Origin of the sequence: Sphingomonas sp. 3P27F8, from assembly GCF_005502745.1 — a bacterium.
Classification (GTDB): domain Bacteria; phylum Pseudomonadota; class Alphaproteobacteria; order Sphingomonadales; family Sphingomonadaceae; genus Sphingomonas.
Map to the genome: position 1 here is coordinate 1 of NZ_SCNL01000008.1, position 25,858 is coordinate 25,858.

Sequence of the window (25,858 nt, forward strand, 5' to 3'; positions counted from 1 at the left end):
GCCCGTGATCGCGGACCGGGCGACGGACGAGCCTGCCGCGCTTGATGCCATGCCGCTCGCCGACGTGCCGATCGCCACCGCAGCGCCGCTCGATGCCGCCCCCGCGACCGAGGCCGCATCGACACCCGAACCGCCGGCCGCGCCCGATGGCCCCGCCGCCGCCGATGGGCCGATCACCCAGCTCAAGGGGCTGGGGCCGAAGCTCGCGGAGCGGCTCGCCGCACTCGGCATCACGACGGTAGGCCAGCTCGCCGCGCTCGACACCGCCGAGGCGGAGGCCCTCGATGCCCGGCTCGGGCCGTTCACCGGGCGCATGAACCGCGACCGCTGGATCGAGCAGGCGCGCTTCCTCGCCGCCGGCGACCGCGCCGGTTTCGAGGCGGTGTTCGGCAGGCTATAGCGTCCGCATTGCCTTCGCGGGGGCGCCGCCCCACATAGCTTCGTAACACACCAACGGGGAATCGATGGCCGATCCATATTCGACGCTGGGCGTCGCGCGCGGCGCTTCCGAAGCGGACATCAAGAAGGCGTATCGCAAGCTCGCGAAAGAGCTCCATCCCGATCGCAACAAGGATAATCCGAAGGCCGCCGAGCGGTTCAGCCAGGTGACCGGCGCCTATGATCTGCTGACCGACAAGGAAAAGCGCGCGCGCTTCGATCGCGGCGAGATCGATGCGGATGGCAACCCCACTTCCCCGTTCGGCGCCGGCTTCGGTGGTGCGCGCGGCGGCGGCGGTGGCGGCGGCGCGGGCGGGTTCCGCTCGCAGGGCTTCGATGTGGGCGGCGACGGCGTCGACATGTCGGACATTTTCGAGGGGCTGTTCGGCGGGCGCGGCGGCGGCGGCGGCGGGTTCGCCAGCGGGTTCGGCCGGCGTCAGCCTCCCCCCCGGGGCGCCAACGTCGCCTATCGCCTGCGCGTGCCGTTCGTGGATGCCGCCGCACTCGTCCCGCAGCGCATCACGCTGGGCGACGGCAAGACGATCGATCTCAAGCTGTCGCCCGGCGTCGAGGACGGCACGCAGATGCGCCTTTCCGGGAAGGGTGAAGCGGGCCAGGGCGGCGCCGGCGATGCGATCGTGACGATAGAAATCGTGCCGCACCGGTTTTTCGTCCGCGAGGGCGACGATGTCCGGCTCGACCTGCCCGTCACGCTGGTGGAGGCGGTGAAGGGCGGCCCGGTGAAGGTGCCGACGGTGGAAAAGCCGGTGATGCTCACAATTCCCGCCGGATCCACCTCGGGCAAGGTGCTGCGGCTGAAGGGCAAGGGCTTTCACCGGAAGGGCGGCGGGCGCGGCGATCAGCTCGTCACGCTGATGGTGGATGTGCCGGCGGGCGATGCGGCGCTTCAGCAATTCGTGGAAAGCTGGCACGGCGGAGGGAACCCGCGCGAGGCGATGGGCGTCTGATTCCCGATATATAGCCGAGGGGATTGAAGCTTGAGCGATGTCGCCAATGCGCTGACGCCAGAGGATCGCGCGGAACGAGCGGGCACGGCGCGGGCGCGCTTTGATCTGCAGCTCGCAAGCCTCTCGCCCGGCGGTTATGCTTTCGAGGTGGTCAAGCGCACCGTGATCGGCGTGTACACCGTCGGTTTCATGCACGCCGGCAACCTCGCCTACCTCGCGTTGATGACGCTGTTTCCGTTTTTCATCGTGACCGCGGCGGTGTTGTCCGTTTTCGGGGGTGATGACCGTATCCAGCTGGCGGTCGCCTCCTTCCTGCATGTCCTGCCGCCCGACGTATCCGATCTGCTCCGCAAGCCGATCCATGACGTGCTGACCGCGCGCACCGGATCGCTGCTGTGGCTGGGCGCGCTGGTCGGCCTGTGGACGGTCAGCAGCTTCGTCGAGACGATCCGCGAGATTTTCCGGCAGGCGTATGGCACGGTCAGCACCCAGCCGATCTGGCGCGCGCGGCTCGGCCTGTCGCTCGGCATCGTTGCTTCCGTGATCCTCACTCTTCTGTCGCTGTTGGCGCAGGGTCTGCTCACTGCCGCCGAACAGTTCGTCTATCACCTGCTGCCATGGGCGAAGCATGTCGCGGGCTGGATCGGGATCAGCCGCGCGATTCCCGGCGTGGTGATGTTCGGCGCGCTGTTCGCGCTGTTCTATTGCGTCACGCCATCGAAATATCGCTACACGAAGAGCCGGAAATGGCCCGGCGCGCTGTTCACGACGGCGTGGTGGACGGGGATGACGGTGGTGCTCCCGTTCGTCCTCGGGCAGCTCGGTGGATACAGCCTCACCTACGGCAGCCTCGCGGGCGTGGTGGTGACGCTATTGTTCTTCTACCTGATCGGCCTCGGCCTCGTATTCGGCGCGCATCTCAACGCGGCACTGGCGGAACGCCGGAAACGGCGCTAGAGGACGCCACGACGGAACAGAAGGAAAAGGCGGGACCGTGAGCGGATTGATGGCCGGAAAGCGCGGGCTGATTATGGGCCTGGCGAACGACAAGTCGCTGGCATGGGGAATTGCGAAGAAGCTGAGCGAGGCGGGCGCCGAACTCGCATTCAGCTATCAGGGCGAAGCGATGGCGAAGCGCGTGCGGCCGCTGGCCGAGCAGCTCGGCGTGGCGCGGCTGTTCGATTGCGACGTCAGCGACATGGACGCGCTCGACGCGACCTTTGCGGCGCTGGCGCGGGAATGGCCGACGATCGATTTCGTCGTCCATGCGATCGGCTTCTCCGACAAGTCCCAGCTTCGCGGCCGCTATTACGATACCTCGCTCGACAATTTCCTGATGACGATGAACATCTCGGCCTATTCGCTGGTCGCGGTGGCCAAGCGCGCGCGTGAGATGATGCCCGAAGGCGGCGCGATCCTGACGCTCACTTATTATGGCGCGGAAAAGGTCATCCCGCATTATAACGTGATGGGCGTCGCGAAGTCCGCGCTGGAGACGAGCGTCAAGTATCTCGCGGTCGATCTCGGGCCGGAAAACATCCGCATCAATGCCATTTCCGCCGGGCCGATCCAGACGCTGGCGGCGCGCGGGATCGGCGATTTCAACTATATCCTGAAGTGGAACGAGCTGAATTCGCCGATGCGCCGCACCGTGACGATCGAGGATGTCGGCGGCGCGGGCCTCTACATGCTCTCGGATCTCGCGAGCGGCGTGACCGGCGAAATCCACCATGTCGATGCGGGTTACAACGTGATCGGGATGAAGGCGGAGGATGCGCCGGATATCGCGCTGGCCTGACGGATGACGATCACCGTCCGCCCGGCCCGCGCCGGCGATGTCGCCGCGATCGACGCGTTGCTGCGCGCCAGCTTTCCCGCCCCGGACGAGGCGACGCTGGTGCGCGATCTGTGCGCCGAGGGCGACATGGTGCTGGCGCTGGTCGCCCATGACGAGGTTGGGGATGTGCTCGCGGGCATGATCGCGTTCAGCAGGATGGCGGTGACGGTCGGCGGAAAGCCGGTGCCGGCCGTGGCGCTCGCCCCGCTCGCGGTGTCGGCGCCCTATCGACGGCGCGGCGTGGCGGAGGCGCTGGTGCGCGCCGCCCACGATCGCCTGGAGGCGGAGGGCGTGGTCCTCAGCTTCGTGCTGGGCGAACCCGGATATTACGCGCGCTTCGGTTATGATGCGGCGGTGGCGCGCAACTTCGCCTCGCCCTATGCCGGCCGCCATTTCATGGCGCTGCCGCTGCAGGGCGGCCTGCTGCCGTGCGGCATGCGCGAAGAGGCGCGCCATGCGCCGGCTTTCGCTAGATTGGGGACGGGATGAGCTTCAACACCTTCGGCCGCATATTCCGTTTCACCACCTGGGGTGAAAGCCATGGCCCGGCGCTGGGCGCGGTGGTCGATGGATGCCCGCCGGGGATATCGCTGTCGCAGGACGATATACAGCCGTGGCTCGACAAGCGGCGCCCCGGCCAGTCGCGCTTCACCACGCAGCGGCGCGAGCCGGATGCCGTGCGTATCCTGTCCGGCACGTTCGAAGGGCGCACGACCGGCACGCCGATCAGCCTGATGATCGAGAATGTCGACCAGCGCTCGAAGGATTATTCAGAAGTCGCCCAGGCCTATCGCCCCGGCCACGCCGATTATGCCTATGACGCGAAATACGGCTTCCGTGATTATCGCGGCGGCGGCCGATCCTCCGCGCGCGAGACGGCGGCGCGCGTGGCGGCGGGGGCGGTGGCGCGGCTTGTGGTGCCGCAGGTACGCATCCGGGCGTGGGTGGAATCGATCGGCGGTGATGCCATCGATCCCCATGCGTTCGACGACGCGGAAATCGATCGCAATGCCTTCTTCTGCCCCGACGCCGTCGCGGCGCGGCGCTGGGAGGCGATGGTTGACGCCGCGCGCAAGGCTGGCTCGTCGCTCGGCGCGGTCGTCGCCTGCGAGGCGAGCGGCGTTCCGGCGGGCTGGGGCGCACCGCTCTACGCCAAGCTCGACAGCGAGCTGGCCGCCGCCTGCATGTCGATCAACGCGGTGAAGGGGTTCGAGATCGGCGACGGTTTCGCCGCCGCGGCATTGTCCGGCGAGCAGAATGCCGATGCGATGCGGCCGGGCTCCGATGGCAAGCCGTCGTTCCTCGCCAATCACGCGGGCGGGATCGCCGGCGGCATCGCGACCGGCCAGCCGATCCGCCTGCGTGTGGCGTTCAAGCCGACCAGTTCGATCCTGACGCCGGTGGAGACGATCACGCGCGGCGGGGAAGCGGCGGAGATCGCGACCAGGGGCAGGCACGATCCCTGCGTCGGTATCCGCGGCGTGCCGGTGGTCGAGGCGATGGTGGCGCTGGTGCTCGCGGATCAGGCGCTGCTGCATCGCGGGCAGTGCGGCTGAGCCACACAATATCGCGCGTTGCGAAAGTAACGAATCACTTATCTGAACAGATATTCACAATCGGATCGTCTTCGTCAAGCAACGGCTCATCTTTTCGATAATATTTCATGTCGGTAATGCCGGGATGAAGCGTTTGTGTATCGCGGCAGGGCGACGATACTGCGCCGGTTTTATCCCTATATTGTTAGCCAACGGGGAAGACCAGGAGAAGAATTCATGAAGTTTGTTCACATCATCGCCGCTGGCGCCCTTATCCTCCCGACTGTTGCGGTCGCGCAGATGGCGCCGGGCGATCAGCCCACGACCTCGGCGAAGGCGAAGAAGGGCAAGAAGCATCACGATACGGCAACCGCACCGGATGCGGCGCCGAGCGACACCACGACCACGCCGTCGTCCTCGACCGCGCCGGCCACGACCACGCCGCCGGCTGACTCGACGGTAGCACCGCCGCCGGCGACCGACCCGGCCGGTCCGACCACGGCGCCGACGACGCCGCCGCGCGGCTAACGATTACGCGAATGGTCCCGAAAGGCCCGGCGAATGAAGGTTCGCCGGGCCTTTCAACGTCCGCGATCAGTCAGCGAACGGATCGCGGACGAGGATCGTGTCCTCGCGCTCCGGGCTGGTCGAGACCAGCGCCACGGGGCAGCGGATCAGCTCCTCGACACGGCGGATATATTTGATCGCCTGCGCGGGCAGATCGGCCCAGCTCCGCGCCCCGGCGGTGGAGCCGGCCCAGCCTTCGATCGTCTCATACACCGGCTCGACCTCCGCCTGGTCGGCCGCATGGGACGGGAAGTAATCGAGCATGTCACCGCGCAGTCGATAGCCGGTGCAGATCTTCACCTCGTCGAATCCATCGAGCACGTCGAGCTTGGTCAGCGCGATTCCGGTGATGCCGCTGACAGCCGCCGACTGGCGCACCAGCACCGCGTCGAACCAGCCGCAGCGCCGCTTGCGCCCGGTGACCGTGCCGAATTCGCGCCCGCGCGTGCCGAGCCGCTCGCCGGTTTCGTTCTCCAGCTCGGTCGGGAACGGGCCGGAGCCGACGCGCGTGGTGTACGCCTTGGCGATCCCGAGCACGAAGCCGACCCCGCCCGGCCCGATGCCGGAGCCGCCCGCCGCCTGCCCCGCGATCGTGTTCGAGGAGGTGACGAAGGGATAGGTTCCGTGATCGACATCGAGCAGCACCCCCTGCGCGCCCTCGAACAGGATCCGCTGCCCGGCCGCGCGCGCGTCGTTGAGATCGCGCCACACCGGCTTGGCAAAGGGAAGGACGAAGCCGGCGATCTCGCGCAATTCGCCCAGCAACCGCTCGCGATCGATCGGCGGCTCGCCGAAGCCCGCCCGCAGCGCGTCGTGATGCGCGGTGAGGCGATCGAGCTGCGCGCCCAGATCGTCCAGGTGCGCCAGATCGCACACGCGGATCGCGCGGCGACCGACCTTGTCCTCATAGGCCGGGCCGATGCCGCGCCGCGTGGTGCCGATCTTGCCCGCGCCGCTCGCATCCTCGCGCAGCGCATCGAGATCGCGGTGGAACGGCAGGATCAGCGCGCAATTGTCCGCGATGCGCAGCGTCTCCGGCGTCGCGCGCACCCCCTGCTCGCCGAGCCGCGCGATCTCGTCGCGCAGCGCCCAGGGATCGAGCACCACGCCATTGCCGATCACCGACGGCGTGCCGCGCACGATGCCGGAGGGAAGCAGCGACAGCTTGTAGGTCGTGTCGCCCACGACGAGCGTGTGCCCGGCATTATGGCCGCCCTGGAATCGCACCACCATGTCGGCGCGCTCGGCAAGCCAGTCGACGATCTTGCCCTTGCCCTCGTCGCCCCATTGGGCGCCGATCACCGCTACGTTCGCCATGGATACAGAACTCCCCCTGCCGGGTGATGTCCGCGCGCCCTTCGACAGGACTCGGCATGCGGACGTTCCGAATTTTCGCCGGGCGGGTAGCCGCGCGCGGCGTGGTCATCAACCGCCCAGCGGATGCGCCGCGCCACGGTCGAGAATGTGCGTGCAAAGCTGCGCCTCGGGCGTGTCGCCGGGCTCGAGCGCCGCGACCGTGACCCAGCCCGCGGCCCGCATCGCCGCGCCCTCCGCAGCCGCGGTGCCATGAGGCAGGAACAGCCGGCGCCGCTCGGGCGGGGCGGTGCCCACCAGCGCGTCGGCGAAGAGCGAGAAGCCGGTGGCAGCCTCCTCCGCGCCGTCCTCACGCATGATGCGATAGGTGCCCCCGCGCCCCACCTCACGCGCCACGCCGTTCACAAACAGCGAGAAGCCCAGCCAGGACTGATATTCGAAGCCGTGCCGCTCGGTCGGATCCAGCGTCAGTTGCACGCGATCGCCCAGCGCGGCGACAATATCCCCCAGCCCCGCGATCCGCGAGGCGAGGATGCCGGCGGTATCGAACGCGCGCAGCCGCTCCAGCGCGTCAGGGAACGGCCCGGCAGCCGCGATCAGCGGGAGATAGGCGGGCGCCAGCGCCGCGACGCCGCCGGCGTCCTTGGCATCCAGCCGCTCGCGCAGCGCGTCCACGTCCGCCACCGGCAGCGCGCCGGCCATCGTATCGACCAGATCGGGCAGGGTGAAATCGATCGAGATGCCGGTCGCGCCCGCCGCTTCCAGCGCATCGACCGCGACCGTCACCACCTCACGCGCGGCGGCAACCGAATCGAGGCCGATCAGCTCCGCGCCGATCTGGCGCACCTCGCGCGCGGGATTGAGCGCGTCGCCACGCAGCTTGAGCACCGGCCCCGCATAACTCAGCCGCACCGGGCGCGGGTGATGCGCCATGCGCGTTGCCGCGATCCGCGCGATCTGCGCCGTCAGGTCCGGCCGGATCGCAAGCGTCCGCTGCGACACAGGGTCCACGAAGCGCACCGCATTGCGCAGCCCGCCGTCCTTGAGCCGCGAGCCAAGCCCCTCGGCGAATTCGGCCAGCGGCGGATCGGCCCGCTCGTAACCGTGGCTTGCCGCCGCCGCCAACACACGCGCCTCCACCAGCGCCGCCGCATCGGCGAACGGCGGCAGCGAATCGCGAAAACCTTCGGGGAGCAAAGCGGCCATTGGGAAACGTATCCGTTCGAGCTGAACCTGCCGGAAGCCCTGCCCTTTCCTTGCGCGAAAGGACAGCCCCCGGCAGGCTCCGCTCTATCGTGCGGTCAGAACGCCAGCCCGGTCGCGGTTCGCACGCCCGGAAGCGCCCGGACCTTCGCGAGCAGATCGGCACTCACTTCGTCATCGACCGATAGCAGCAGCACCGCCTCGCCCCCCGCCTGACGCCGGCCGAGGTGGAAGGTGCCGATGTTGACGCCCGCTTCGCCCAGCAGGGTTCCGATGCGCCCGATGAAGCCGGGCGCGTCCTCGTTCACGACATACAGCATATGGCCGACCAGATCGGCCTCCACCTTGATGCCGAAGAGTTCCACGAGGCGCGGCGCCGCATCGCCGAACAGCGTGCCGACGACGGATCGCTCGCCCGTGTCGGTCTTGACCGAAACGCGCACCAGCGTGTGGTAATCGCCCTCCCGCTCGGTGCGGATCTCGCGCACCTCGATGCCGCGTTCGCGGGCGAGGAACGGGGCGTTGACCATGTTCACCGTATCGGTCTGCGTGCGCAGGAAGCCGGCGAGCACCGCCGATACGATCGGCTTCGGATTGAGTTCGGCCGCGGCGCCTTCGGTGTGGATCGAGATGCGCGGGATCACGCCGTGGCTGAGCTGCCCGACGAGGCTGCCGAGCTTTTCCGCCAGCGCCATGTAGGGCTTCAGCTTCGGCGCTTCCTCGGCGCTGAGGCTCGGCACGTTGAGCGCGTTGGTGACGCCGCCGGTGACGAGATAGTCGGCCATCTGCTCCGCCACCTGGATCGCGACGTTCACCTGCGCCTCGGTGGTGGATGCGCCCAGATGCGGGGTGGAGATGAAATTGGGCGTGCCGAACAACGGGCTGTCGGTCGCCGGCTCGGTGACGAACACGTCGAGCGCGGCGCCCGCGATATGGCCCGAATCCAGCCCCTCCTTCAGCGCCGCCTCGTCGATCAGGCCGCCGCGCGCGCAATTGATGATCCGCACGCCCTTCTTCGTCTTGGCGAGGTTCTCCGCCGACAGGATGTTGCGGGTCTGGTCGGTCAGCGGGGTGTGCAGGGTGATGAAATCGGCGCGGGCGAGCAGCTCGTCCAGCGTCACCTTCTCCATGCCCGTCTCAAGCGCGCGCTCCGGCGTCAGGAAGGGGTCATAGGCGACCACCTTCATCTTCAGGCCATGCGCGCGATCCGCGACGATCGAGCCGATATTGCCGGCGCCGATCAGACCGAGCGTCTTGCTCGTCAGCTCGACGCCCATGAAGCGGTTCTTCTCCCATTTGCCCGCCTGGGTGGAGGCGTCGGCCTCCGGCAACTGGCGGGCGAGCGCGAACATCAGTGCGATGGCGTGTTCGGCGGTGGTGATCGAATTGCCGAACGGCGTGTTCATCACCACCACGCCCTTGGCGCTGGCCGCCGGGATGTCGACGTTGTCGACGCCGATGCCGGCGCGGCCGACCACCTTCAGATTGGTCGCGGCGTCCAGGATTTCCCTGGTCACCTTGGTCGAGGAACGGATCGCGAGGCCGTCAAACTGCCCGATGACTGCTATTAGCTCTTCCGCCGTCCTCCCACTCACCTCCTCTACTTCCACACCGCGCTCGCGGAAGATTTGCGCAGCTTTGGGGTCCATTTTGTCGCTGATGAGTACCTTGGGCATGTTTCTGTTACTTTCGTCGTCCCGGCAAAGACCGGGGTCGGGTGCGGCAAGCACACTCGATGCGGAGAAAGACCCGACTTCCGCCGGGTGGTGGGTCTTATTTGGAAGCCTTCACGGTCGCATAGGCCCAGTCGAGCCACGGCCCAAGCGCCTCGATATCGGCGGTATCGACGGTCGCACCGCACCAGATGCGCAGACCGGCCGGGGCATCGCGGTAACCGGCGACGTCGAACGCTGCGCCTTCTTTCTCGAGAAGGCCAGCCATGGCCTTGATGAACGCCTCGTCGGCGCCCTCAACCGTGAGGCATACGCTGGTGCGCGAACGGATATCCTCGTCCACCGCGAGATGGCCGAGCCAGTCTCGCGCTCCGACGATCTTGTCGAGCGCGGCAGAATTGGCGTCGGAGCGCGCGATCAGGCCCTTTGCACCTCCGATAGACTTTGCCCATTCAAGCGCGAAGATCGCATCTTCCACCGCGAGCATCGATGGGGTGTTGATCGTCTCGCCCTTGAACACACCTTCGGCGAGCTTCCCTTTCGAAACGAGACGGAACACCTTGGGCAGTGGCCATGTCGGCGTGTAGTTCTCCAGCCGCTCGACAGCACGCGGGCCAAGGATCAGCACACCGTGCGCGCCCTCCCCGCCCAGCACCTTCTGCCAGGAGAAGGTGGCAACATCGATCTTGTTCCACGGGAGATCATAGGCAAACACCGCGCTGGTGGCGTCTGCGAAGGTAAGGCCCTCCCGATCATCGGCGATCCATTCGCCATCCGGCACCCGGACGCCGCTAGTCGTGCCATTCCAGGTGAACAACACGTCGCTGGACCAATCAACCCGGGCGAGATCCGGAAGCTGACCGTAATCGGCGCGGATCACCTCCGGCTCGAGGCGCAGCTGTTTCACCGCATCGGTGACCCAACCTTCACCGAAGCTTTCCCAGGCCAGCGTGGTCACGGCGCGCTCGCCAAGCATCGTCCACATCGCCATCTCGAAGGCGCCGGTATCCGAACCTGGCACGATACCGATCCGGTGCGTGTACGGCAGCGCGAGCATTTCACGCATAAGGTCGATGCAATATTGCAACCGCTGCTTGCCGAGCTTCGAGCGGTGCGAGCGGCCGAGCACATCGGCGTTCAATCTTGCCGCATCCCAGCCGGGAGGCTTGGCGCACGGACCGGAAGAGAAATAGGGGCGAGCCGGCTTCGCAGCGGGCTTGACAGGCGCAATGAGAGCGCCGGTAACGAGCGTGGTATCAGTCATGTAACTCTCCTCACAGAGAGCACGCGCGGCGTTGGGACCGCGTGGCCCGTCGACGGCTCTAGCGGCGCGCACCCGCCCTGGCAATCGCGAAGATTTGGCCACGTACGATCGGATAGTCGCGTCGCTGACCCGCTTCGTCATCGTTCGCTTGTCGCTGAATCCGCGCTGCGCCAGATGCGTGCGTGTGGTTGGCGTGGGAAGAGGCGTGTGCCGAGCGGACGGCGCGGCGATGATTGCGCTGGCGCTCGCCGGCTGCGGTCGGGTCGAGCATCCGTCCACACCGCCGCGCAGCGGCCAGCCCGTTGCGGGTCCATCAGCGCTTGAGACGGGGCAGTGTCTAGCCGACTTGCAGAGGCTTGGCGTCGATTATCAGCCGCTGCCCGACCGTCAGCTTGGCCCGGGTTGCGCGATCCTCGGCACGGTGAAACTGCTTGATATCGGCGTGCCGACCGCCAATCTCGGCGCAGTGCGCTGTGGCGAGGCGCGCGCTTATGCGGGCTGGGCGCGCAATGCCGTAGGCCCTGCGGCGTATCAGATTCTCGGTAGCGAGCTCGCGCGAATCGACAGCATGGGGAGTTATTCATGCCGCAATGTCGCGGGCACTAAGCGCCGATCAGGCCATTCAATCGCCAACGCGATCGATATCAGCGCATTCGTGTTGAAAGACGGCCGCCGCATCACCGTGCTCAGCGACTGGAACTCGCCCGATCAGAATGTGCGGTACTTTCTGCGCGTCGTGCACCAATCGGCGTGCAAACGCTTCGGAACAGTGTTGTCCCCCGATTACAATACAGCGCACCGGGACCATTTGCATCTGGAGGATGACCGCGCCGGTTTTTGCCGCTAATCACTTTCGATGACCGAAACCCGCGTACCAAGCCGCGTCTTCCCGCGCGCGAAACAGGATGCCGAAACCGCCAAAACGGGCATTTCGACTCCGCAGACCGAAAACCCCGCTTATCGCCTCGCATTCCAGGACATGGATTTCCTGTTGCGTGAGGATCTGCGCCCGGTGCGATTCCAGCTTGAATTGCTGAAACCGCAATTGCTGATCGACGAGGCGCATATCGGCTCGACCTTCGTTTTCTATGGCTCGGCGCGGATTCCCGAGCCGGAGAAAGCACAAGCACTGCTCGATGCCGCCAAAGACGAGAAGAGTCGTCGTATCGCCGAGCGACTCGTTGCCAAATCACATTATTACGAGATGGCACGCGAACTGGCGCGGCTCGCCAGCAACTTCCCGCGCGACGAGCAGGGCAAGCGCCATTTCGTCGTCTGCTCCGGCGGCGGTCCCTCGATCATGGAGGCGGCGAATCGCGGCGCGCATGACGTTCATGCCGATTCCATCGGCCTAAATATCGTGCTGCCGCATGAACAGGCCCCTAACCCTTATGTCACACCCGCATTCAGCATGCAGTTCCACTATTTCGCGCTCAGGAAGATGCACTTCCTGCTCCACGCGCGCGCACTTGCAGCGTTTCCAGGCGGGTTCGGTACATTCGATGAGCTGTTCGAACTGCTCACGCTGATCCAGACGGGCAAGATCGCGCCGATCCCGGTGCTGCTATTCGGCCGCGACTTCTGGGAGAAAGTGGTGAATTTCGACGCGCTGGTCGAAGAGGGCGTCGTTTCCGAGCGCGACCTGGAGATCTTTTCCTATGTCGAAACCGCGGCCGAGGGCTGGGCTGTCGTCCAGCGCTTCTATCAGGAACAGTCGGGCGGCTGACTCTGGATCATGGCACACAAAACAAACGCGCCGGTAGTGACCAACCTACCGGCGCGCTCAAATATCTGGAGTACTCGACCAGCGTAATTCGAAAGAATGCCGGTCGGCTACCTACTTCTTGGCGATTGCCCCAGCGGCAGGCGCCGTGCCATTCGCGGACGCGTCTGCAGGAGAGGCCGCATTGGCGGTCGCGCCCTCAGCCTTCGCTTCGGGCTTGGCATCAGGGGCCGGTGCGGCCGGCAGCGGCAAATTCGACCCCTGCTGGTTGAGATAGAGAATCACATCGGCGCGATCCTGCGGGTTCGACAGGCCCGCGAAGGTCATCTTGGTGCCATTGGCAAATTTACGCGGGCTGGTGAGCCACGCGTTCATCTTGTCGAAATCCCACTTGCCGCCGATGGCTTTCAGTCCATCGGAGAAGGCGAAACCGCCCTTGCCCTGCGCGATTTCATCGCCAAGCGTAGCGTACAGGTTCGGCCCGACCCCGTTTGCACCGCCCTGATTGATCGTGTGGCAGGCCGCGCACTTCTTGAACACTTCGGCACCCTTTGCCGCATCCGCCTTTGGCAGGAGCGACGCGATCGGCACAGCCGCCGCCGCGCCGCCGCCACCGGCATCGTCCGCGGCCTCAACCGGGTAGCCGAATTTTTCGCTGTGACCGGAGTGGAAAATCATGCCGCCCGCGATCGACAACCCCAACGCCGCGCCACATGCCGCAAGCACCCAACCCGCAATGGTGTTGTTCCGATCGTCCATATCCAGAAACCGCCCCTGAGACTTTATGCCGAACCCCATAGGAAAGCCGGGATCGTACCGCAAGCGGCGCTTTGCATGCTCGCCGATCGCGGCTAACGGCCGATACCGACATGGAGAACTTTGCCGCCCCCGCCAGACCGATCGTCGCACAGATGGTCGCCGCCGCCTCCGCCGAGCCGGAGCGAGCGGTTTCGTTTCAAGGCGCGCCCGGAGCTAACAGCCATGTCGCCGCGCTGGAAGCGTTTCCGGATTGTTTGCCGCTGCCATGCTTTTCGTTCGAGGATGCGATCGATGCGGTAAAGGACGGGCGCGCCGCGCTAGCGATGATACCAATCGAAAATTCGCTTCATGGACGCGTGGCCGATATTCATTTTCTGCTGCCCGAATCCGGCCTTGTCATCACTGGCGAGCATTTCCTCGCGATCCGATACGCTCTGATGGGCTTAGGCACGCGGGACGAGGTGCGCCAGGCGATGAGCCATCCGCAGGCGCTTGGTCAGTGCCGCCACTGGCTGAAGGCGCACGATATTCAGCCGGTCGCCTATCCGGACACCGCAGGCGCCGCTGCGATGGTAGCGGAGGTTGGTGACACGCAAACGGCCGCGCTCGCGCCGCCCCCAGCCGCTGAAATCTATGGGTTGAAACTACTGGCGAACGACATCGCAGACGCTGATCACAACACTACCCGCTTCGTGATGCTTGCACGGGGCGGCCGCCCGTCTGCGGGAGAGGGCCCGTGGATAACAACCTTCATATTCGAGGTGAAGAACATTCCGGCGGCGCTTTACAAGGCGATGGGCGGCTTCGCGACCAACGGCGTCAACATGACAAAGCTGGAGAGCTATCAGCGCGCCGGCAGCTTCGCTGCGACCGAATTCTTCGCGGATGTAGAGGGGCGACCCGGCGATGCGCCGTTTGATCGCGCGATGGAGGAACTAGGCTTTCACTCAAAATGGGTCCGCGTGCTGGGCACCTATAAACAGGCGCGGACACGCGGCTGATCTAGCCTGTCGCTAATACGCGACAGGTCGATCTGTGCCGCGCCGCGTCGATAGCCGGAAAATGCGCGCGATCGTCCACCAGAACGCGGATCAACGCGACGCCGCGGGCACCTTTGACCCGCACAACTTCAGCACCAGCTGGCGCTACCTGCCCTTCCTGCGCTACCACCACCGTGATCGGCCTGCCGTGCGTCTCGACGTTGTTGCGCACTAACGCGACATCGGTGTTCGCCTGAAACACCGACAGCGACCAATAGAGCGCCGGGACTGGCTCGACCGTCACCACAAGTGCCCCTCTCGAAAGATCGAACGGGCAGGAAGAATAAGCGAGATCAGGGCTGGGCCGCACGATTGCTCGCGACTTGCTGGTGGCAAGCGGTGAGTGCGCAAAGCTGTTCATCCCTGCTTTGCCCAACCGCGAAACGGCCGTCGCCATTAGCGTTTCCGGCGTGCGTGAAAGCGTGACGAACCACGTCACGACCGCCAATAATACTGCCAACCCGATCGGCCCGGCCCACCGCCGGATCATTTGCATGCCTCCCGCCGGATGCTGGGCAATTGATCGCGCGCCGGGCTGGTTGTGCCGGCATCGGATGGCAAATAGGTGCGTAGCGTGAGTTCGAAATGATCGAGACGAGCAGTAGGCAACCAGTGGCCGGCCTGCCGGTCAGGCGATACCAACATCGTCCAGCGCCCTTGCTCGCCAGCTCGGATAGCCGCGCTCTCGACCGAATAGGGGCCGTCTCCCGCAAGATAGCCGTCCCCATCGTACAGCGTCAGACTCCACCACCGGCCGGGTAACGCGCCGCCCGTGATCCGATAGCTGCAGCGTCCATCGAGCGGGCGGCCGGCGTCGTCTGTGGCGGAGGAATAATAGCGCGCTTCCCGTGCCGGCAACGCGAGGAGCCCGCGCCGCGCGACCACCGCACGGGTGCGCGCGCTTTGATCCGCAGAGCCGAAATCCACGCCGGTCGCCCATGGCCCGATCATTACGTTAGATCCTAGCGCACCGGCGCGCACCGTGTAGATCGCGCTGCCAAACCCGGCCACGACGCCCGCCACCCCAAGGATCAGATAGCGGGCCCATGGCTTCACGCGCGCGCTCCTATTTGTTCAGTGCCGCCTGTGCTGCCGCCAGCCGCGCGATCGGCACACGATAAGGCGAGGCCGAGACGTAATCCAGACCCACCGCCTCGCAAAAGGCGATCGAGGCCGGATCGCCGCCATGCTCGCCGCAAATCCCGAGCTTGATATCCGGCCGCGTCGAACGACCGCGCTCGGCCGCCATCCGCACCAGTTCGCCCACGCCCTCCACGTCGAGGCTCACGAACGGATCCTTCGCGTAGATTCCCTTCTCCACATAGGATGTAAGGAAGCGCGCGGCGTCATCCCGGCTGACGCCGAGCGTCGTCTGCGTGAGATCGTTGGTGCCGAAGGAGAAGAACTCGCCAGCCTCGGCAATCTCGGCGGCGCGCAGCGCGGCGCGCGGCAGTTCGATCATCGTGCCGACGAGATAGTCAACGCGCTTCCCGCGCTCGGCGAACACCGCTTCGGCGGTGCGATCAACAACGGCCTTCATCAGTTCCAGTTCGCGTTTGGTGGCGACGAGCGGGATCATCACCTCGGGGATTGGCGCCTCGCCGGACTTGTCCGCGACATCGAGCGCCGCCTCGAAAATCGCGCGCGCCTGCATCTCGTAAATCTCGGGATAGGTGACACCGAGGCGACACCCGCGATGCCCGAGCATCGGGTTGAATTCGTGCAATTCCGCCGCGCGGCGCTTCAGCACGTCCACGTCCACACCGGCAGCCGCCGCGACCTCCGCGAACTCCGCTTCCTCATGCGGCAGGAATTCGTGCAGCGGCGGATCGAGCAGACGGATCGTCACCGGCAGGCCGGCCATCACCTCCAGGATCTCCACGAAATCCCGGCGCTGTTCCGGCAACAGCTTGTCCAGCGCCACACGCCGCCCGGCCTCATCGGCGGCGAGGATCATCTGGCGCACTGCCGTGATCCGCGCTGCATCGAAGAACATATGCTCGGTGCGGCACAGCCCAACGCCCTCCGCGCCGAATTCGCGCGCGGTGCGGCAATCGAGCGGCGTTTCCGCATTGGCGCGCACCTTCAGGCGACGCACCGCATCGGCCCATTCCATCAGCGTGCCGAAATCACCGGCCAGCTCCGGCTGGATGGTCGCGACCTCGCCCGCCATCACTTCGCCGGTGGTGCCGTCGATGGTGACGATCTCGCCCTCGCGTACCTCCCGCGCGCCGATCCGCGCGACCTTCGCCTTCGCATCGATCGAGAGCGCGCCCGCGCCGGACACGCAGGGACGACCCATGCCGCGCGCCACCACCGCCGCGTGGCTCGTCATGCCGCCGCGCGCCGTGAGAATGCCCTTGGCCGCGTGCATGCCGTGGATGTCCTCCGGCGAGGTCTCGGTGCGGATCAGGATCGTCGCCCGACCATCCGCGGCCCAGCGCTCGGCCGTGTCAGCGTCGAACACGGCAGCGCCGCTGGCCGCGCCCGGCGATGCGGGCAAGCCCTTGGTCAGCACGTCGCGCGTTGCATCTGGATCCAGCGTCGGATGGAGCAGCTGATCGAGCGCCTGCGGATCGACTCGCAAGATCGCCTCCTCGCGGGTGATGAGCCCCGCGTCCGCCATCTCCACCGCGATCTTCAGCGCGGCCTTGGCAGTGCGCTTGCCCGAGCGGGTCTGGAGCATCCACAGCTTCCCCGCCTCGACGGTGAATTCGATGTCCTGCATGTCGCGATAATGGTTCTCGAGCCGATCGAACACCGCCGCCAGCTCACCATAAACCTCCGGCATCGCCTCTTCCATCGAGGCGGCCTTGGCGCCCGCCGTCTCGCGCGCAGCCTTCGTCAGATATTGCGGGGTGCGGATGCCCGCGACGACATCCTCGCCCTGCGCGTTGATGAGAAACTCACCGTAATAGGCGTTCTCGCCGGTCGACGGATCGCGCGTGAAGGCGACGCCGGTCGCCGACGTATCGCCCATGTTGCCGAATACCATCGCCTGCACGTTCACAGCCGTGCCCCAGTCACCCGGAATGTCGTTGAGCCGGCGATAGACCTTCGCGCGTTCCGATTGCCATGAGCCGAAGACCGCGCCCACCGCGCCCCACAGCTGATCGTGCACATCCTGCGGGAAAGGCTTGCCCCATTCCTTCTCCACCAGCGCCTTGTATTCCGCGACCAGGGCCTTCCAGTCCGCCGCCGACATCTCGGTATCGAGCGTGAAGCCCTTGTCCTCCTTGGCGATTTCCAGCGCTTCCTCGAACGCGCCGTGATCGAGTTCCAGCACGACATCCGAATACATCTGGATGAAGCGGCGATAGCTGTCCCACGCGAAGCGCTCGTCGCCGGAAACCGTCGCCAGCCCCTCTACGGTCGCATCATTGAGGCCCAGGTTGAGCACCGTATCCATCATGCCCGGCATCGAAACGCGCGCGCCCGAACGGACCGAGACGAGCAGCGGCCCCGCCCCGCTCGCGGAGGCATCGCCGAATTTCTTGCCCGTCGCGCCCTCGATATGCGCGATACCCTGCGCCACTTCGGCGCGGAGCGATTCCGGGAATTGCTCGCCATCGTCGTAATAGCGCGTGCACATCTCGGTCGAGATGGTGAAACCCGGTGGCACCGGCAGGCCAATCGAGGCCATTTCGGCCAGGTTCGCGCCCTTGCCGCCGAGCAGGAACTTGTCGCCCTTGCCTCCATCCGAAACACCGCCGCCGAACCGATACACGTATTGCGTCATGTTCAATCCCTAAGTGTGTGAATTCGCCGGGGAACGCGAAAGAAGAGAATGCAGATAATGCCGAACGCGGGACTATTATCCCTCGATCCGCGAGAAATCGGCCACGCTGTGCACCGCAGCACGAACCCGCGCAAGCAGCGCGAGCCGCGCATCGCGCTTTGCCGGATCGGCATCGTTGACCGTGACCGCCTCGAAGAATGCGTCGATTGGCGCGCGGAGCGTGGCGAGCGCGGCCATCGCCGCCTCGAAATCCTCGTTGGCGACGGCGCGCGCGGCGGCGGGCTCGGCGGCGTCCAGCGCTGCGATCAGCGCCGCCTCGGCGGGCTCGGGCGCATAGTCGAGTGGCGTCCACTCGGCGCTCTCGACACCCTCCTTCTTGAGGATGTTCGCCGCGCGCTTGTATCCGGCGAGCAGGTTCGCGCCGTCATCGGTGCCGACGAACGATTGCAGCGCATGGACGCGCGCGAGCAGCCGGACGAGATCGTCCTCTCCCCCGAGCGCGAACACCGCATCGATCAGGTCGTGCCGGACACCCGCCTCGCGTTGCTGGACCTTGAGGCGGTCGGCGCAGAAGCCGAGGAGGACGGGAATAAACGCACGTGACGCATCATCTTCGAATCGATCAAACTCGTCGATGAAGCTGAATGAAATCACACGGTCAAACGTGCGCGTTAGGGGCAGGCGAAGTTCATTCTGCTGAATTTGCCTCGCGATCGCTAATACAGCGCGTCGCAAAGCGAAGGGATCACGAGACCCCGACGGCATCTCGTTGGCCCAGAAGAACATCGCCAACGTATCCAGCTTATCCGCCAGCGACACCGCCACCGTGACCGGCGCGGTCGGCACCTCATCGCCCTGCCCGACCGGCTTGTAGTGATCGCGGATCGCTTCGGCGACTTCGCGCGGTTCGCCTTGTGCGGCGGCGTAATATCCGCCCATCAAGCCCTGTAACTCGGGGAACTCGCCGACCATGCCGGTGACGAGATCGGCCTTGCATAATTCCGCCGCGCGACGCGCCAGCTTTGGATCGCAGTTCGGGACGATCTTTTCGCTCGCCAGCCATTCCGCCAGCTTCGCGACGCGCTCCACCTTGTCGGCGACGGTGCCGAGCTTTTCGTGGAAGACGATCTTCTCCAGCTTCTTCGCCTGCTCCTCCAGCGGCACCCTGAGATCCGTCTGGTAGAAGAAGCGCGCATCCGAAAGGCGCGCGGCGAGCACCTTGCGGTTGCCCTCGACGATCTTGGCGCCGCCATCCGTCGCAGCGATGTTCGCGGTGCAGACAAACGCGTTGGCGAGCTTGCCCGCGCCATCCCGGCAGACGAAATATTTCTGGTTCACCCGCGCGGTGAGCTGGATCACCTCCGGCGGCACCTCAAGGAACGCGGCGTCGAAGCGACCGAGCAGCGGCACCGGCCATTCGGTGAGCCCGGCATTCTCCGCGACCAGCCCCTCATCCTCGATCAGCTCAAACCCGGCCTCGCGCGCCAGCGCAGTGGCGCGATCGCGGATCAGCGCCATCCGCTCGTCCTGATCGACGATGACATGCGCGGCGCGCAGCTTCTCGACATAATCCGCCGCAGAGCCGATCGTGATCGCGCCCGGATGGTGGAAGCGATGGCCAAGCGTCGCCGCGCCGCTCTCCACCCCCGCGACGGTAACGGGGACGATCCCGCCGCCGAACAGCGCGACGATGCCGTGCAACGGGCGCACCCAGCGCTGGCTTTCGGTCGAGCGCGAGGTGGCGCCCCAGCGCATCGATTTGGGCCAGGGAAAGGCCCGGATCACCGCGGGGATCGCAGCGGCCAGCACCTCGGCGGTCGCGCGGCCGGGGCGCTCGGTCACGGCAAAGAACACGCCGTCCCGCTCTTCAAGCTGTTCGCGCGTCAGGCCGGTCTTGCGCAGGAAGCCTTCCAGCGCCTGCGGCGGCGCTGCACTGCGCGGACCTTTGACTTCCTCGCGCACCGCCTCGGTCGCGTCAGGCAGGCCGCGCAGGATCAGCGCGAGGCGGCGCGGCGTGGCGTAGGTCACTGTTTCCGCCGCCGCGATGCCGGATTGCGCCAGCTCGGCGGCAAACAGCCGGGCCAGATCCTCGCGCGCCTTCGCCTGCATGCGCGCGGGGATTTCCTCCGAGCGTAGTTCGAGCAGGAAATCGGTCACGCCGCGCTCCAATCGGGGTATTTCGCCTGCCATGCGGGCGTGTTTTCCGCGATCCACGACGCGCAGCTATTCTTTGTCAGATCGCGGACCCGGCCGATATAGGCCTGGCGCTCCGCCACCGAGATCACGCCGCGCGCCTGCAACAGATTGAACAGGTGGCTCGCCTCGATCGCCTGCTCATACGCGGCAACGGGGATATTGTTCGCCAGGCAATTTTCGCATTCGGCCACAGCCTTGCGGAAACCCTCGAACAACGTTTCCGTATCGGCGACCTCGAAATTGTATTTCGACATCTGCCGCTCGTTCTCAAGGAACACGTCGCCATAGGTAACGCCCTCGCTATTGAACGCGAGGTCGTAGATGCTGTCCTTGTTCTGGATATACATCGCCAGCCGCTCGAGACCGTAGGTCAACTCACCGGCCACGGGCTTGCAGTCATAGCCGCCCATTTGCTGGAAATAGGTGAACTGCGTCACCTCCATCCCGTCGCACCACACTTCCCAGCCGAGGCCCCAGGCCCCCAGCGTCGGGCTTTCCCAATCATCCTCGACGAAGCGGATGTCATGCAGGCTCATGTCCACCCCGATCGCGGCGAGGCTGCCGAGATAAAGCTGCTGCAGGTCCGGCGGACTGGGTTTCAGGATCACCTGATACTGGTAATAATGCTGGAGCCGGTTGGGATTTTCGCCATAGCGGCCATCGGTCGGGCGGCGGCACGGCTGGACGAAGGCGGCATTCCACGTTTCCGGCCCCAGCGCACGCAGCGTAGTAGCGGGGTGGAACGTGCCCGCCCCCATCCGCATGTCATACGGCTGAAGGATCACGCAGCCACGCTCGCTCCAATATTGGTGGAGGCGCAGGATCATGTCCTGGAAGCTCAGTGGCGCTTCTGTTGACCTGTTGTTCATCGCGCGCGGGCAATGACGGATGGCTCGCCAACAGGCAAGGGCATGAGTAAATCTGCCCCTGCCACTCTGACACGAGGTCGCCGCTTGTACCGTTCCATTTCCGCTTCGTTCGTCGCCATCGGTCTCGCCTTTGCCCTTCCCGCCTGCGCTCAGCCGGCCCCGGTCGCGACGAAGGATGCCGATCCTGCCTTGTGGGTGGTGAAGGACAAAGACACCACGATCTACCTGTTCGGCACGATCCATGTGCTGCAACCGGGCCTCTCCTGGTTCGACCAGGCGGTTAAGAAGGCGTTCGACCGGTCCGGCACGTTGGTGCTGGAGATGGTGGAGCCGGATCAGGCGACACAGCAGAAAGTGGTGCTGTCGAAAGCATTTGCCCCCACCGGCCCGACCCTGTCGGAACAGCTTCCGGCGGGGAAGCGCGAGGCACTGGCGAAGGCGCTGACCGAGAACGGATTTTCCCTCTCTCAATATGATCGGATGCGGCCTTGGTTCGCCGCGATCAGCCTGTCGATCCTGCCGCTTGAGAAGATCGGCTATGATCCGGCCAACGGCCCCGAAGGCATTCTGACGCGAGCGGCAAAGGCGCAGAACAAGCCGGTGATCGGACTGGAAACGTTCGAGGGGCAGCTATCCGTGTTCGACCGGATTTCGCAGAAAGGGCAGATCGACCTGCTATCGTCGACGATCGACGAACTGCCCAAAGCGCGCGAGAATATGGACAAGATGGTCGCCGACTGGGCGGCCGGCCGGCCCGACGAACTGGCCAAGGACATGAATGCGTCGCTGGACGATTCGCCCGAGGTGGCCCAGATGTTGCTGCTCAATCGCAACAAGCAGTGGGCGGGGTGGATCGCGGAGCGGATGCGCACCCCGGGCACCGTATTCATCGCGGTCGGTGCGGGGCATCTGGCGGGCAAGGGCAGCGTGCAGGAGCAATTGCTGCGCTACAAGCTGAAGGCGGTGCGAATCCGCTACTGAGCCGCGCCATTGCCTTTTCGCGCATCTTCCGCTAGGCGCGCCGGCTTCCCGTCATGGTCATCCCTGGAGGCGTGGCGGGAGACGAACCAAATATCGTTTCGGAGATACTGTAATGAGCGACACGCTGACGCTCGCAGCCGAGACGCGTGATCGGGTTGGCAAGGGAGCCTCCCGCGATCTGCGTCGTCTAGGCCGCGTACCCGCCGTGATCTACGGCCAGAACAAAAAGCCCGCCTCGATTCACCTTGAGGAGAAGGCGCTGGTGAAGGCGCTCGGCACCGGGCACTTCATGAATTCGGTCATCATGGTCAACGGCGAGCGCACGCTGCCGAAGGACGTGCACTTCCACCCGGTCACCGACCGTCCGGTCCACGTCGACTTCCTGCGCATCTCGGCGCACGCTCAGGTCACCGTCGCGGTGCCGGTCGTGTTCCAGGACGAGGAGGAATCGCCTGGCCTGAAGAAGGGCGGCGTGCTCAATATCGTTCGCCACGAGCTGGAGCTGGTGTGCGACGCGGCGGAAATACCCAGCGAGATCTTGGTTTCGCTCAAGGGCCTCGAAGTCGGCGATTCTCTCCACATCTCGGCGATCACGCTGCCGAAGGGCACCGAGTCCGCGATCGACGACCGCGACTTCACCATCGCGACCATCGTCGCGCCGTCCGCGCTGAAGTCGGCCGAGGACGAGGCCGATGCTGAAGCAGGCGACGCAGCCGAGGAAGGTGACAAGGCCGAGTAATCTGACTTGTTTTCCGGTAAGCCGTTTCGGGCGGGGTGACGGCGACGTCCCCCCGCCCGTTTCATTTTCGAAAGGGGACGAAGCGTGCAGCTTTGGGTAGGGCTCGGCAATCCGGGGCCGCAATATGCGATGCAGCGGCACAATGTGGGCTTCATGGCGCTGGACGCTATCGCAGAAGTGCACGATTTCGGCCCGGTGGCGAAGAAATTTCAGGGCTGGGTGCAGGAAGGAAGGCTCGGCAGCCAGAGGATCCTTCTGCTCAAACCAGCGACCTTCATGAACGAAAGCGGCCGCAGCGTCGGCGAGGCGCTGCGGTTCTACAAGCTCGCGCCGGATGCGCTCACCGTGTTTCATGACGAGCTCGATCTGCCGCCGTTCAAGGTGAAGGTGAAGAACGGTGGCGGCACGGCGGGGCATAACGGGCTACGCTCGGTTGACCAGCACCTTGGCCCCGATTTCCGCCGCGTGCGGATCGGCATCGGCCATCCCGGCCACAAAGATCGCGTAACCGGATATGTGCTCGGCAATTACGCCAAGAGCGAGATCGATCCGCTGGCCGACCTGCTCGGCGCACTTGCGGCGGAGGCGCCGAAGCTGGCGGAGGGCGACGACGTGCGCTTCATGAACGATATCGCGCTGCGCCAAGGGGATTGAACCGTGTCGACCCGCACCCTGTTTCCAACCCTGTTCTACGAAGGCCGGATCGATGACGAGACGCTGGTAGCAGATCTTGAATATTCCGCGCTCACCCTGGCGCAGGAGGATGGAGCCGGCCGGGCCTGGTCACGCGCGAACGGCTATCGCGGCTACACCAGCTATGCCTCGCTCGATGACCTGCCCGGGCGCGATCCCGCCTTCGCTGCGCTCAAGCGGCGGCTCGACAAGCATGTCGCCACCTTTGCTCGCGACTTGCAACTCGATCTCGGTGGTCGCCGGCTGCGGCTCGACAGCCTGTGGGTGAATGTCATGAAGCGGCATGCAACTCATAGCGGGCACATCCATCCGCACAGCGTCGTCTCCGGCACCTGCTATATCGCGGTGCCGGCCGGGGCAGGCGCGCTCAAGCTGGAAGATCCGCGCCTGCCGATGCTGATGGCCGCGCCGCTGCGGCCGGATACCTTCGTCTATGCGCAGCCCGCGCGCGGCGCCGTGTTTCTGTGGGAAAGCTGGCTCCGCCACGAGGTCATGCCGAGCGATGCGAAGGATGACCGGATCAGCATTAGCTTCAACTATAGCTGAACTGATGGGGGCAAGCCTGCTGCCATATGAACCGCTCGCCCAGAACCCATTCATCCGTTGCGCGTTACGCAACGGAAGTTCCGGGAGATGGATGGAGTTACCTAGTGATGGCAGGATCACGCTTTTCCCGCTTCAGCGCCTCGGCGGCGCTGCTCGCTTTCGCTCTCACCGGCTGCAACCGTACGCCGAACGACAGCCAGGCGCTGCTCGCCAACCAGAGCGCCGCGGCCCCGCTTCCAGACCTCCCCGCGACACTGCCGATGACGGACGCACCCGCTACGCCAATCACGACCGCACCGCGCGCGGCGGCGCTGCCCGAAGCCCGCCCGATCCGCACCGTTCGGGTGCGCGATAGCGGGCGCGGCGCCGAATATGCCTATGCCGACGCAGCGTATCGCTTCAACGACGCGCTGGGCGATGCGCCTCCCGATTACGGCTTCGACTATCAGGGCGTGGAGCCATGGGCATGGCAGGGCTATGACGATTCGGTCGTCTTCGCCGAACCGGTCTCCGGTGGCTACCGCACCTATTATTACCGTCCGGGCGCGGAACAGCCGTATTTCGTCCGCGATCCTTATTATTCCTACGGTTATGACGATGGGCAACTAGCGGTTGTCTATGCGCCGGATGGCGCGGTCGTCCCGTGGGCGGATTATGGGCCGCAGCTCGTCTATGCCTCACGCTATCTGTCGCGCGGGCGCGATCTGTGGCGTGCATCGCGCGCGCAGCGCATCGCGATCAGCGCGGAAAGCTGGACGAGCCAAAGAACGACCTGGTTCGAAACCCGACAGCGATGGGGCGATGTGCGGATGCGCCAGCCCGCGTGGGCGAACTACGCTCGGCAGGACGCCGTTGCGCAAAATCACTGGCAGGCGGAACAGATCCGCCGACAGGCCGACGCCCGTCGGTTCGCGGATTGGCAGGCCGACAGCTATCACGCGGCCCCGCCGCCGCGCGCGATCCCCGCGCATTGGCAGCAGGCACCGTGGGCACGGGATGCCAGCCGTTTCGCGCCCGCAGCCGCAGTCGCGGGCGGTGCGGTAGCGGTCGGCGCGGCCATCGCCCAACGCCAGCATGCCGTGGCGGCGCGAAACGAGCAGGCGCTACTCGCAGACGCAAATCGCACCCGAGAGGAGCAGATGCAGGCGCGGGCGCAGCAACAGCATCAGCAGATGATTGCCCAGCAGCAGGCCGGGAACGCCCAGTTGACACAGCAGCGTCAACAACTGGCCGCCCGGGTGGAGCAACAGCGACAGGCACGGGCGAACGAGATGAACCAACAGCGGTTGCAGGCGCGACGTCAGCCACAATCGATCCGCGCGGACCAGAATCACGTGCTTGCGACGGAGATGACGCAGCGGCAGCAGCAACAGCAGCAGCGGAACATGCAGGCCCACCATCAGCGCTTGCGCATGACCGAGATGGCGCAGCACCGACAGCAACAGCAGACTGTGCGGGTCGAGCAGCAGCAGGCGCGGATTGCGGACAATGCGCGTCGCGAACAGGCGAACGCCGCGCGCGCCGAGCAGATGCAGGCGCGCGCGCAGCAGCAACAGCAGATGCGCGCCGCTGAGACAGCGCAACGTGCCCAGTCGCAAATGCGGGCGCAGCAGTTGCGCGCGGCCGAGACGCGTGTGCAACCGGTTGCGCGGGCGCCGGAACCGCCCCGTCCACCGGCGCAGGCGGAGCGCCCGACACGCCCGGCAGCACCACCGCAACGCGGCCCGGAGCGGGAACACGACCACCGCTGAACGCGCTCCGGGGTGGCGCGATG

At 65.8% G+C, this 25,858-nt stretch carries 24 protein-coding genes and 1 pseudogene; 15 read left to right on the forward strand and 10 right to left on the reverse strand.

Annotated elements, in window-relative coordinates; genetic code table 11:
• The 7 genes and pseudogenes from FFS35_RS10750 to FFS35_RS20000 form a co-directional block, all read left to right on the forward strand.
• Positions 1-400 (forward strand): annotated as a pseudogene (locus FFS35_RS10750) (hypothetical protein); the annotation flags it as partial.
• 64 nt (positions 401-464) lie between these two features.
• Positions 465-1,406, forward strand: coding sequence for a DnaJ C-terminal domain-containing protein (locus FFS35_RS10755; RefSeq protein ID WP_137787099.1), 942 nt, complete (start codon positions 465-467; stop codon positions 1,404-1,406).
• Between the two features lie 30 nt (positions 1,407-1,436).
• Positions 1,437-2,363, forward strand: a complete 927-nt coding sequence (locus FFS35_RS10760; RefSeq protein WP_137787100.1) for a YihY/virulence factor BrkB family protein — start codon at positions 1,437-1,439, stop codon at positions 2,361-2,363.
• Positions 2,364-2,400: 37 nt separating this feature from the next.
• Positions 2,401-3,204 (forward strand): enoyl-ACP reductase FabI, encoded by an 804-nt coding sequence (gene fabI, locus FFS35_RS10765; RefSeq protein ID WP_137787101.1) that lies wholly within the window; start codon positions 2,401-2,403, stop codon positions 3,202-3,204.
• 3 nt (positions 3,205-3,207) lie between these two features.
• A complete protein-coding gene (locus FFS35_RS10770) occupies positions 3,208-3,732 on the forward strand; it encodes an N-acetyltransferase (RefSeq protein WP_137787102.1) in 525 nt (174 codons plus the stop codon).
• Positions 3,729-4,799, forward strand: a complete 1,071-nt coding sequence (gene aroC, locus FFS35_RS10775) for a chorismate synthase (RefSeq protein WP_137787103.1) — start codon at positions 3,729-3,731, stop codon at positions 4,797-4,799. Before FFS35_RS10770 ends, aroC begins: the two co-directional genes overlap by 4 nt.
• A gap of 216 nt (positions 4,800-5,015) precedes the next feature.
• On the forward strand, positions 5,016-5,306 hold the full coding sequence (locus FFS35_RS20000; protein ID WP_171007595.1) for a hypothetical protein: 291 nt from the start codon (positions 5,016-5,018) through the stop codon (positions 5,304-5,306).
• A gap of 66 nt (positions 5,307-5,372) precedes the next feature.
• Here FFS35_RS20000 and FFS35_RS10785 read toward each other — a convergent pair whose 3' ends face one another.
• The 4 genes from FFS35_RS10785 to FFS35_RS10800 form a co-directional block, all read right to left on the reverse strand.
• The gene (locus tag FFS35_RS10785; protein ID WP_137787104.1) at positions 5,373-6,662 is read right to left on the reverse strand and encodes an adenylosuccinate synthase; all 1,290 of its coding nucleotides are present in this window, start codon (positions 6,660-6,662) and stop codon (positions 5,373-5,375) included.
• 108 nt (positions 6,663-6,770) lie between these two features.
• Positions 6,771-7,865 carry an ATP phosphoribosyltransferase regulatory subunit gene (locus FFS35_RS10790; RefSeq protein WP_137787105.1) on the reverse strand — a complete coding sequence of 365 codons (1,095 nt, stop codon included), beginning with the start codon at positions 7,863-7,865 and terminating at the stop codon, positions 6,771-6,773.
• A 95-nt stretch (positions 7,866-7,960) separates the two neighbouring features.
• Positions 7,961-9,538, reverse strand: coding sequence for a phosphoglycerate dehydrogenase (serA, locus tag FFS35_RS10795; protein WP_137787106.1), 1,578 nt, complete (start codon positions 9,536-9,538; stop codon positions 7,961-7,963).
• Between the two features lie 97 nt (positions 9,539-9,635).
• Positions 9,636-10,799, reverse strand: coding sequence for a phosphoserine transaminase (locus tag FFS35_RS10800; protein ID WP_137787107.1), 1,164 nt, complete (start codon positions 10,797-10,799; stop codon positions 9,636-9,638).
• A 205-nt stretch (positions 10,800-11,004) separates the two neighbouring features.
• Here FFS35_RS10800 and FFS35_RS10805 point away from each other — a divergent pair, with 205 nt between their 5' ends.
• Both FFS35_RS10805 and FFS35_RS10810 read left to right on the forward strand, forming a co-directional pair.
• Positions 11,005-11,646 carry an extensin family protein gene (locus tag FFS35_RS10805; RefSeq protein ID WP_249341570.1) on the forward strand — a complete coding sequence of 214 codons (642 nt, stop codon included), beginning with the start codon at positions 11,005-11,007 and terminating at the stop codon, positions 11,644-11,646.
• Positions 11,647-11,655: 9 nt separating this feature from the next.
• A complete protein-coding gene (locus FFS35_RS10810; protein ID WP_137787108.1) occupies positions 11,656-12,525 on the forward strand; it encodes an LOG family protein in 870 nt (289 codons plus the stop codon).
• 111 nt (positions 12,526-12,636) lie between these two features.
• Here FFS35_RS10810 and FFS35_RS10815 read toward each other — a convergent pair whose 3' ends face one another.
• Positions 12,637-13,281 carry a cytochrome c family protein gene (locus tag FFS35_RS10815; RefSeq protein ID WP_137787247.1) on the reverse strand — a complete coding sequence of 215 codons (645 nt, stop codon included), beginning with the start codon at positions 13,279-13,281 and terminating at the stop codon, positions 12,637-12,639.
• Positions 13,282-13,391: 110 nt separating this feature from the next.
• Here FFS35_RS10815 and FFS35_RS10820 point away from each other — a divergent pair, with 110 nt between their 5' ends.
• Positions 13,392-14,282, forward strand: a complete 891-nt coding sequence (locus FFS35_RS10820; RefSeq protein WP_137787109.1) for a prephenate dehydratase — start codon at positions 13,392-13,394, stop codon at positions 14,280-14,282.
• 1 nt (position 14,283) lies between these two features.
• Here FFS35_RS10820 and FFS35_RS10825 read toward each other — a convergent pair whose 3' ends face one another.
• The 5 genes from FFS35_RS10825 to FFS35_RS10845 all read right to left on the reverse strand — a co-directional run bounded on the left by FFS35_RS10825 (position 14,284) and on the right by FFS35_RS10845 (position 21,083).
• Positions 14,284-14,811: a DUF1254 domain-containing protein gene (locus tag FFS35_RS10825; RefSeq protein WP_171007596.1), complete on the reverse strand. Its 528-nt coding sequence runs from the start codon at positions 14,809-14,811 to the stop codon at positions 14,284-14,286.
• Positions 14,808-15,377 carry a DUF1214 domain-containing protein gene (locus FFS35_RS10830; RefSeq protein ID WP_137787111.1) on the reverse strand — a complete coding sequence of 190 codons (570 nt, stop codon included), beginning with the start codon at positions 15,375-15,377 and terminating at the stop codon, positions 14,808-14,810. The genes FFS35_RS10825 and FFS35_RS10830 overlap by 4 nt, the downstream gene beginning before the upstream one ends.
• Before the next feature lie 10 nt (positions 15,378-15,387).
• On the reverse strand, positions 15,388-18,060 hold the full coding sequence (gene ppdK / locus FFS35_RS10835; protein WP_137787112.1) for a pyruvate, phosphate dikinase: 2,673 nt from the start codon (positions 18,058-18,060) through the stop codon (positions 15,388-15,390).
• A 75-nt stretch (positions 18,061-18,135) separates the two neighbouring features.
• Positions 18,136-20,217, reverse strand: a complete 2,082-nt coding sequence (glyS, locus tag FFS35_RS10840) for a glycine--tRNA ligase subunit beta (protein ID WP_137787113.1) — start codon at positions 20,215-20,217, stop codon at positions 18,136-18,138.
• Positions 20,214-21,083 (reverse strand): glycine--tRNA ligase subunit alpha, encoded by an 870-nt coding sequence (locus FFS35_RS10845; protein WP_137787114.1) that lies wholly within the window; start codon positions 21,081-21,083, stop codon positions 20,214-20,216. Before FFS35_RS10845 ends, glyS begins: the two co-directional genes overlap by 4 nt.
• Before the next feature lie 126 nt (positions 21,084-21,209).
• Here FFS35_RS10845 and FFS35_RS10850 point away from each other — a divergent pair, with 126 nt between their 5' ends.
• The 5 genes from FFS35_RS10850 to FFS35_RS10870 all read left to right on the forward strand — a co-directional run bounded on the left by FFS35_RS10850 (position 21,210) and on the right by FFS35_RS10870 (position 25,835).
• Positions 21,210-22,106, forward strand: a complete 897-nt coding sequence (locus tag FFS35_RS10850) for a TraB/GumN family protein (RefSeq protein WP_249341572.1) — start codon at positions 21,210-21,212, stop codon at positions 22,104-22,106.
• A gap of 112 nt (positions 22,107-22,218) precedes the next feature.
• The gene (locus tag FFS35_RS10855) at positions 22,219-22,845 is read left to right on the forward strand and encodes a 50S ribosomal protein L25/general stress protein Ctc (protein ID WP_137787116.1); all 627 of its coding nucleotides are present in this window, start codon (positions 22,219-22,221) and stop codon (positions 22,843-22,845) included.
• A gap of 84 nt (positions 22,846-22,929) precedes the next feature.
• A complete protein-coding gene (gene pth / locus FFS35_RS10860) occupies positions 22,930-23,499 on the forward strand; it encodes an aminoacyl-tRNA hydrolase (protein WP_137787117.1) in 570 nt (189 codons plus the stop codon).
• 3 nt (positions 23,500-23,502) lie between these two features.
• The gene (locus FFS35_RS10865; RefSeq protein WP_137787118.1) at positions 23,503-24,084 is read left to right on the forward strand and encodes a TIGR02466 family protein; all 582 of its coding nucleotides are present in this window, start codon (positions 23,503-23,505) and stop codon (positions 24,082-24,084) included.
• Between the two features lie 107 nt (positions 24,085-24,191).
• Complete coding sequence (locus FFS35_RS10870) at positions 24,192-25,835, forward strand: hypothetical protein (protein WP_137787119.1); 1,644 nt, start codon at positions 24,192-24,194, stop codon at positions 25,833-25,835.
• The last annotated feature ends 23 nt before the right edge of the window (positions 25,836-25,858 follow it).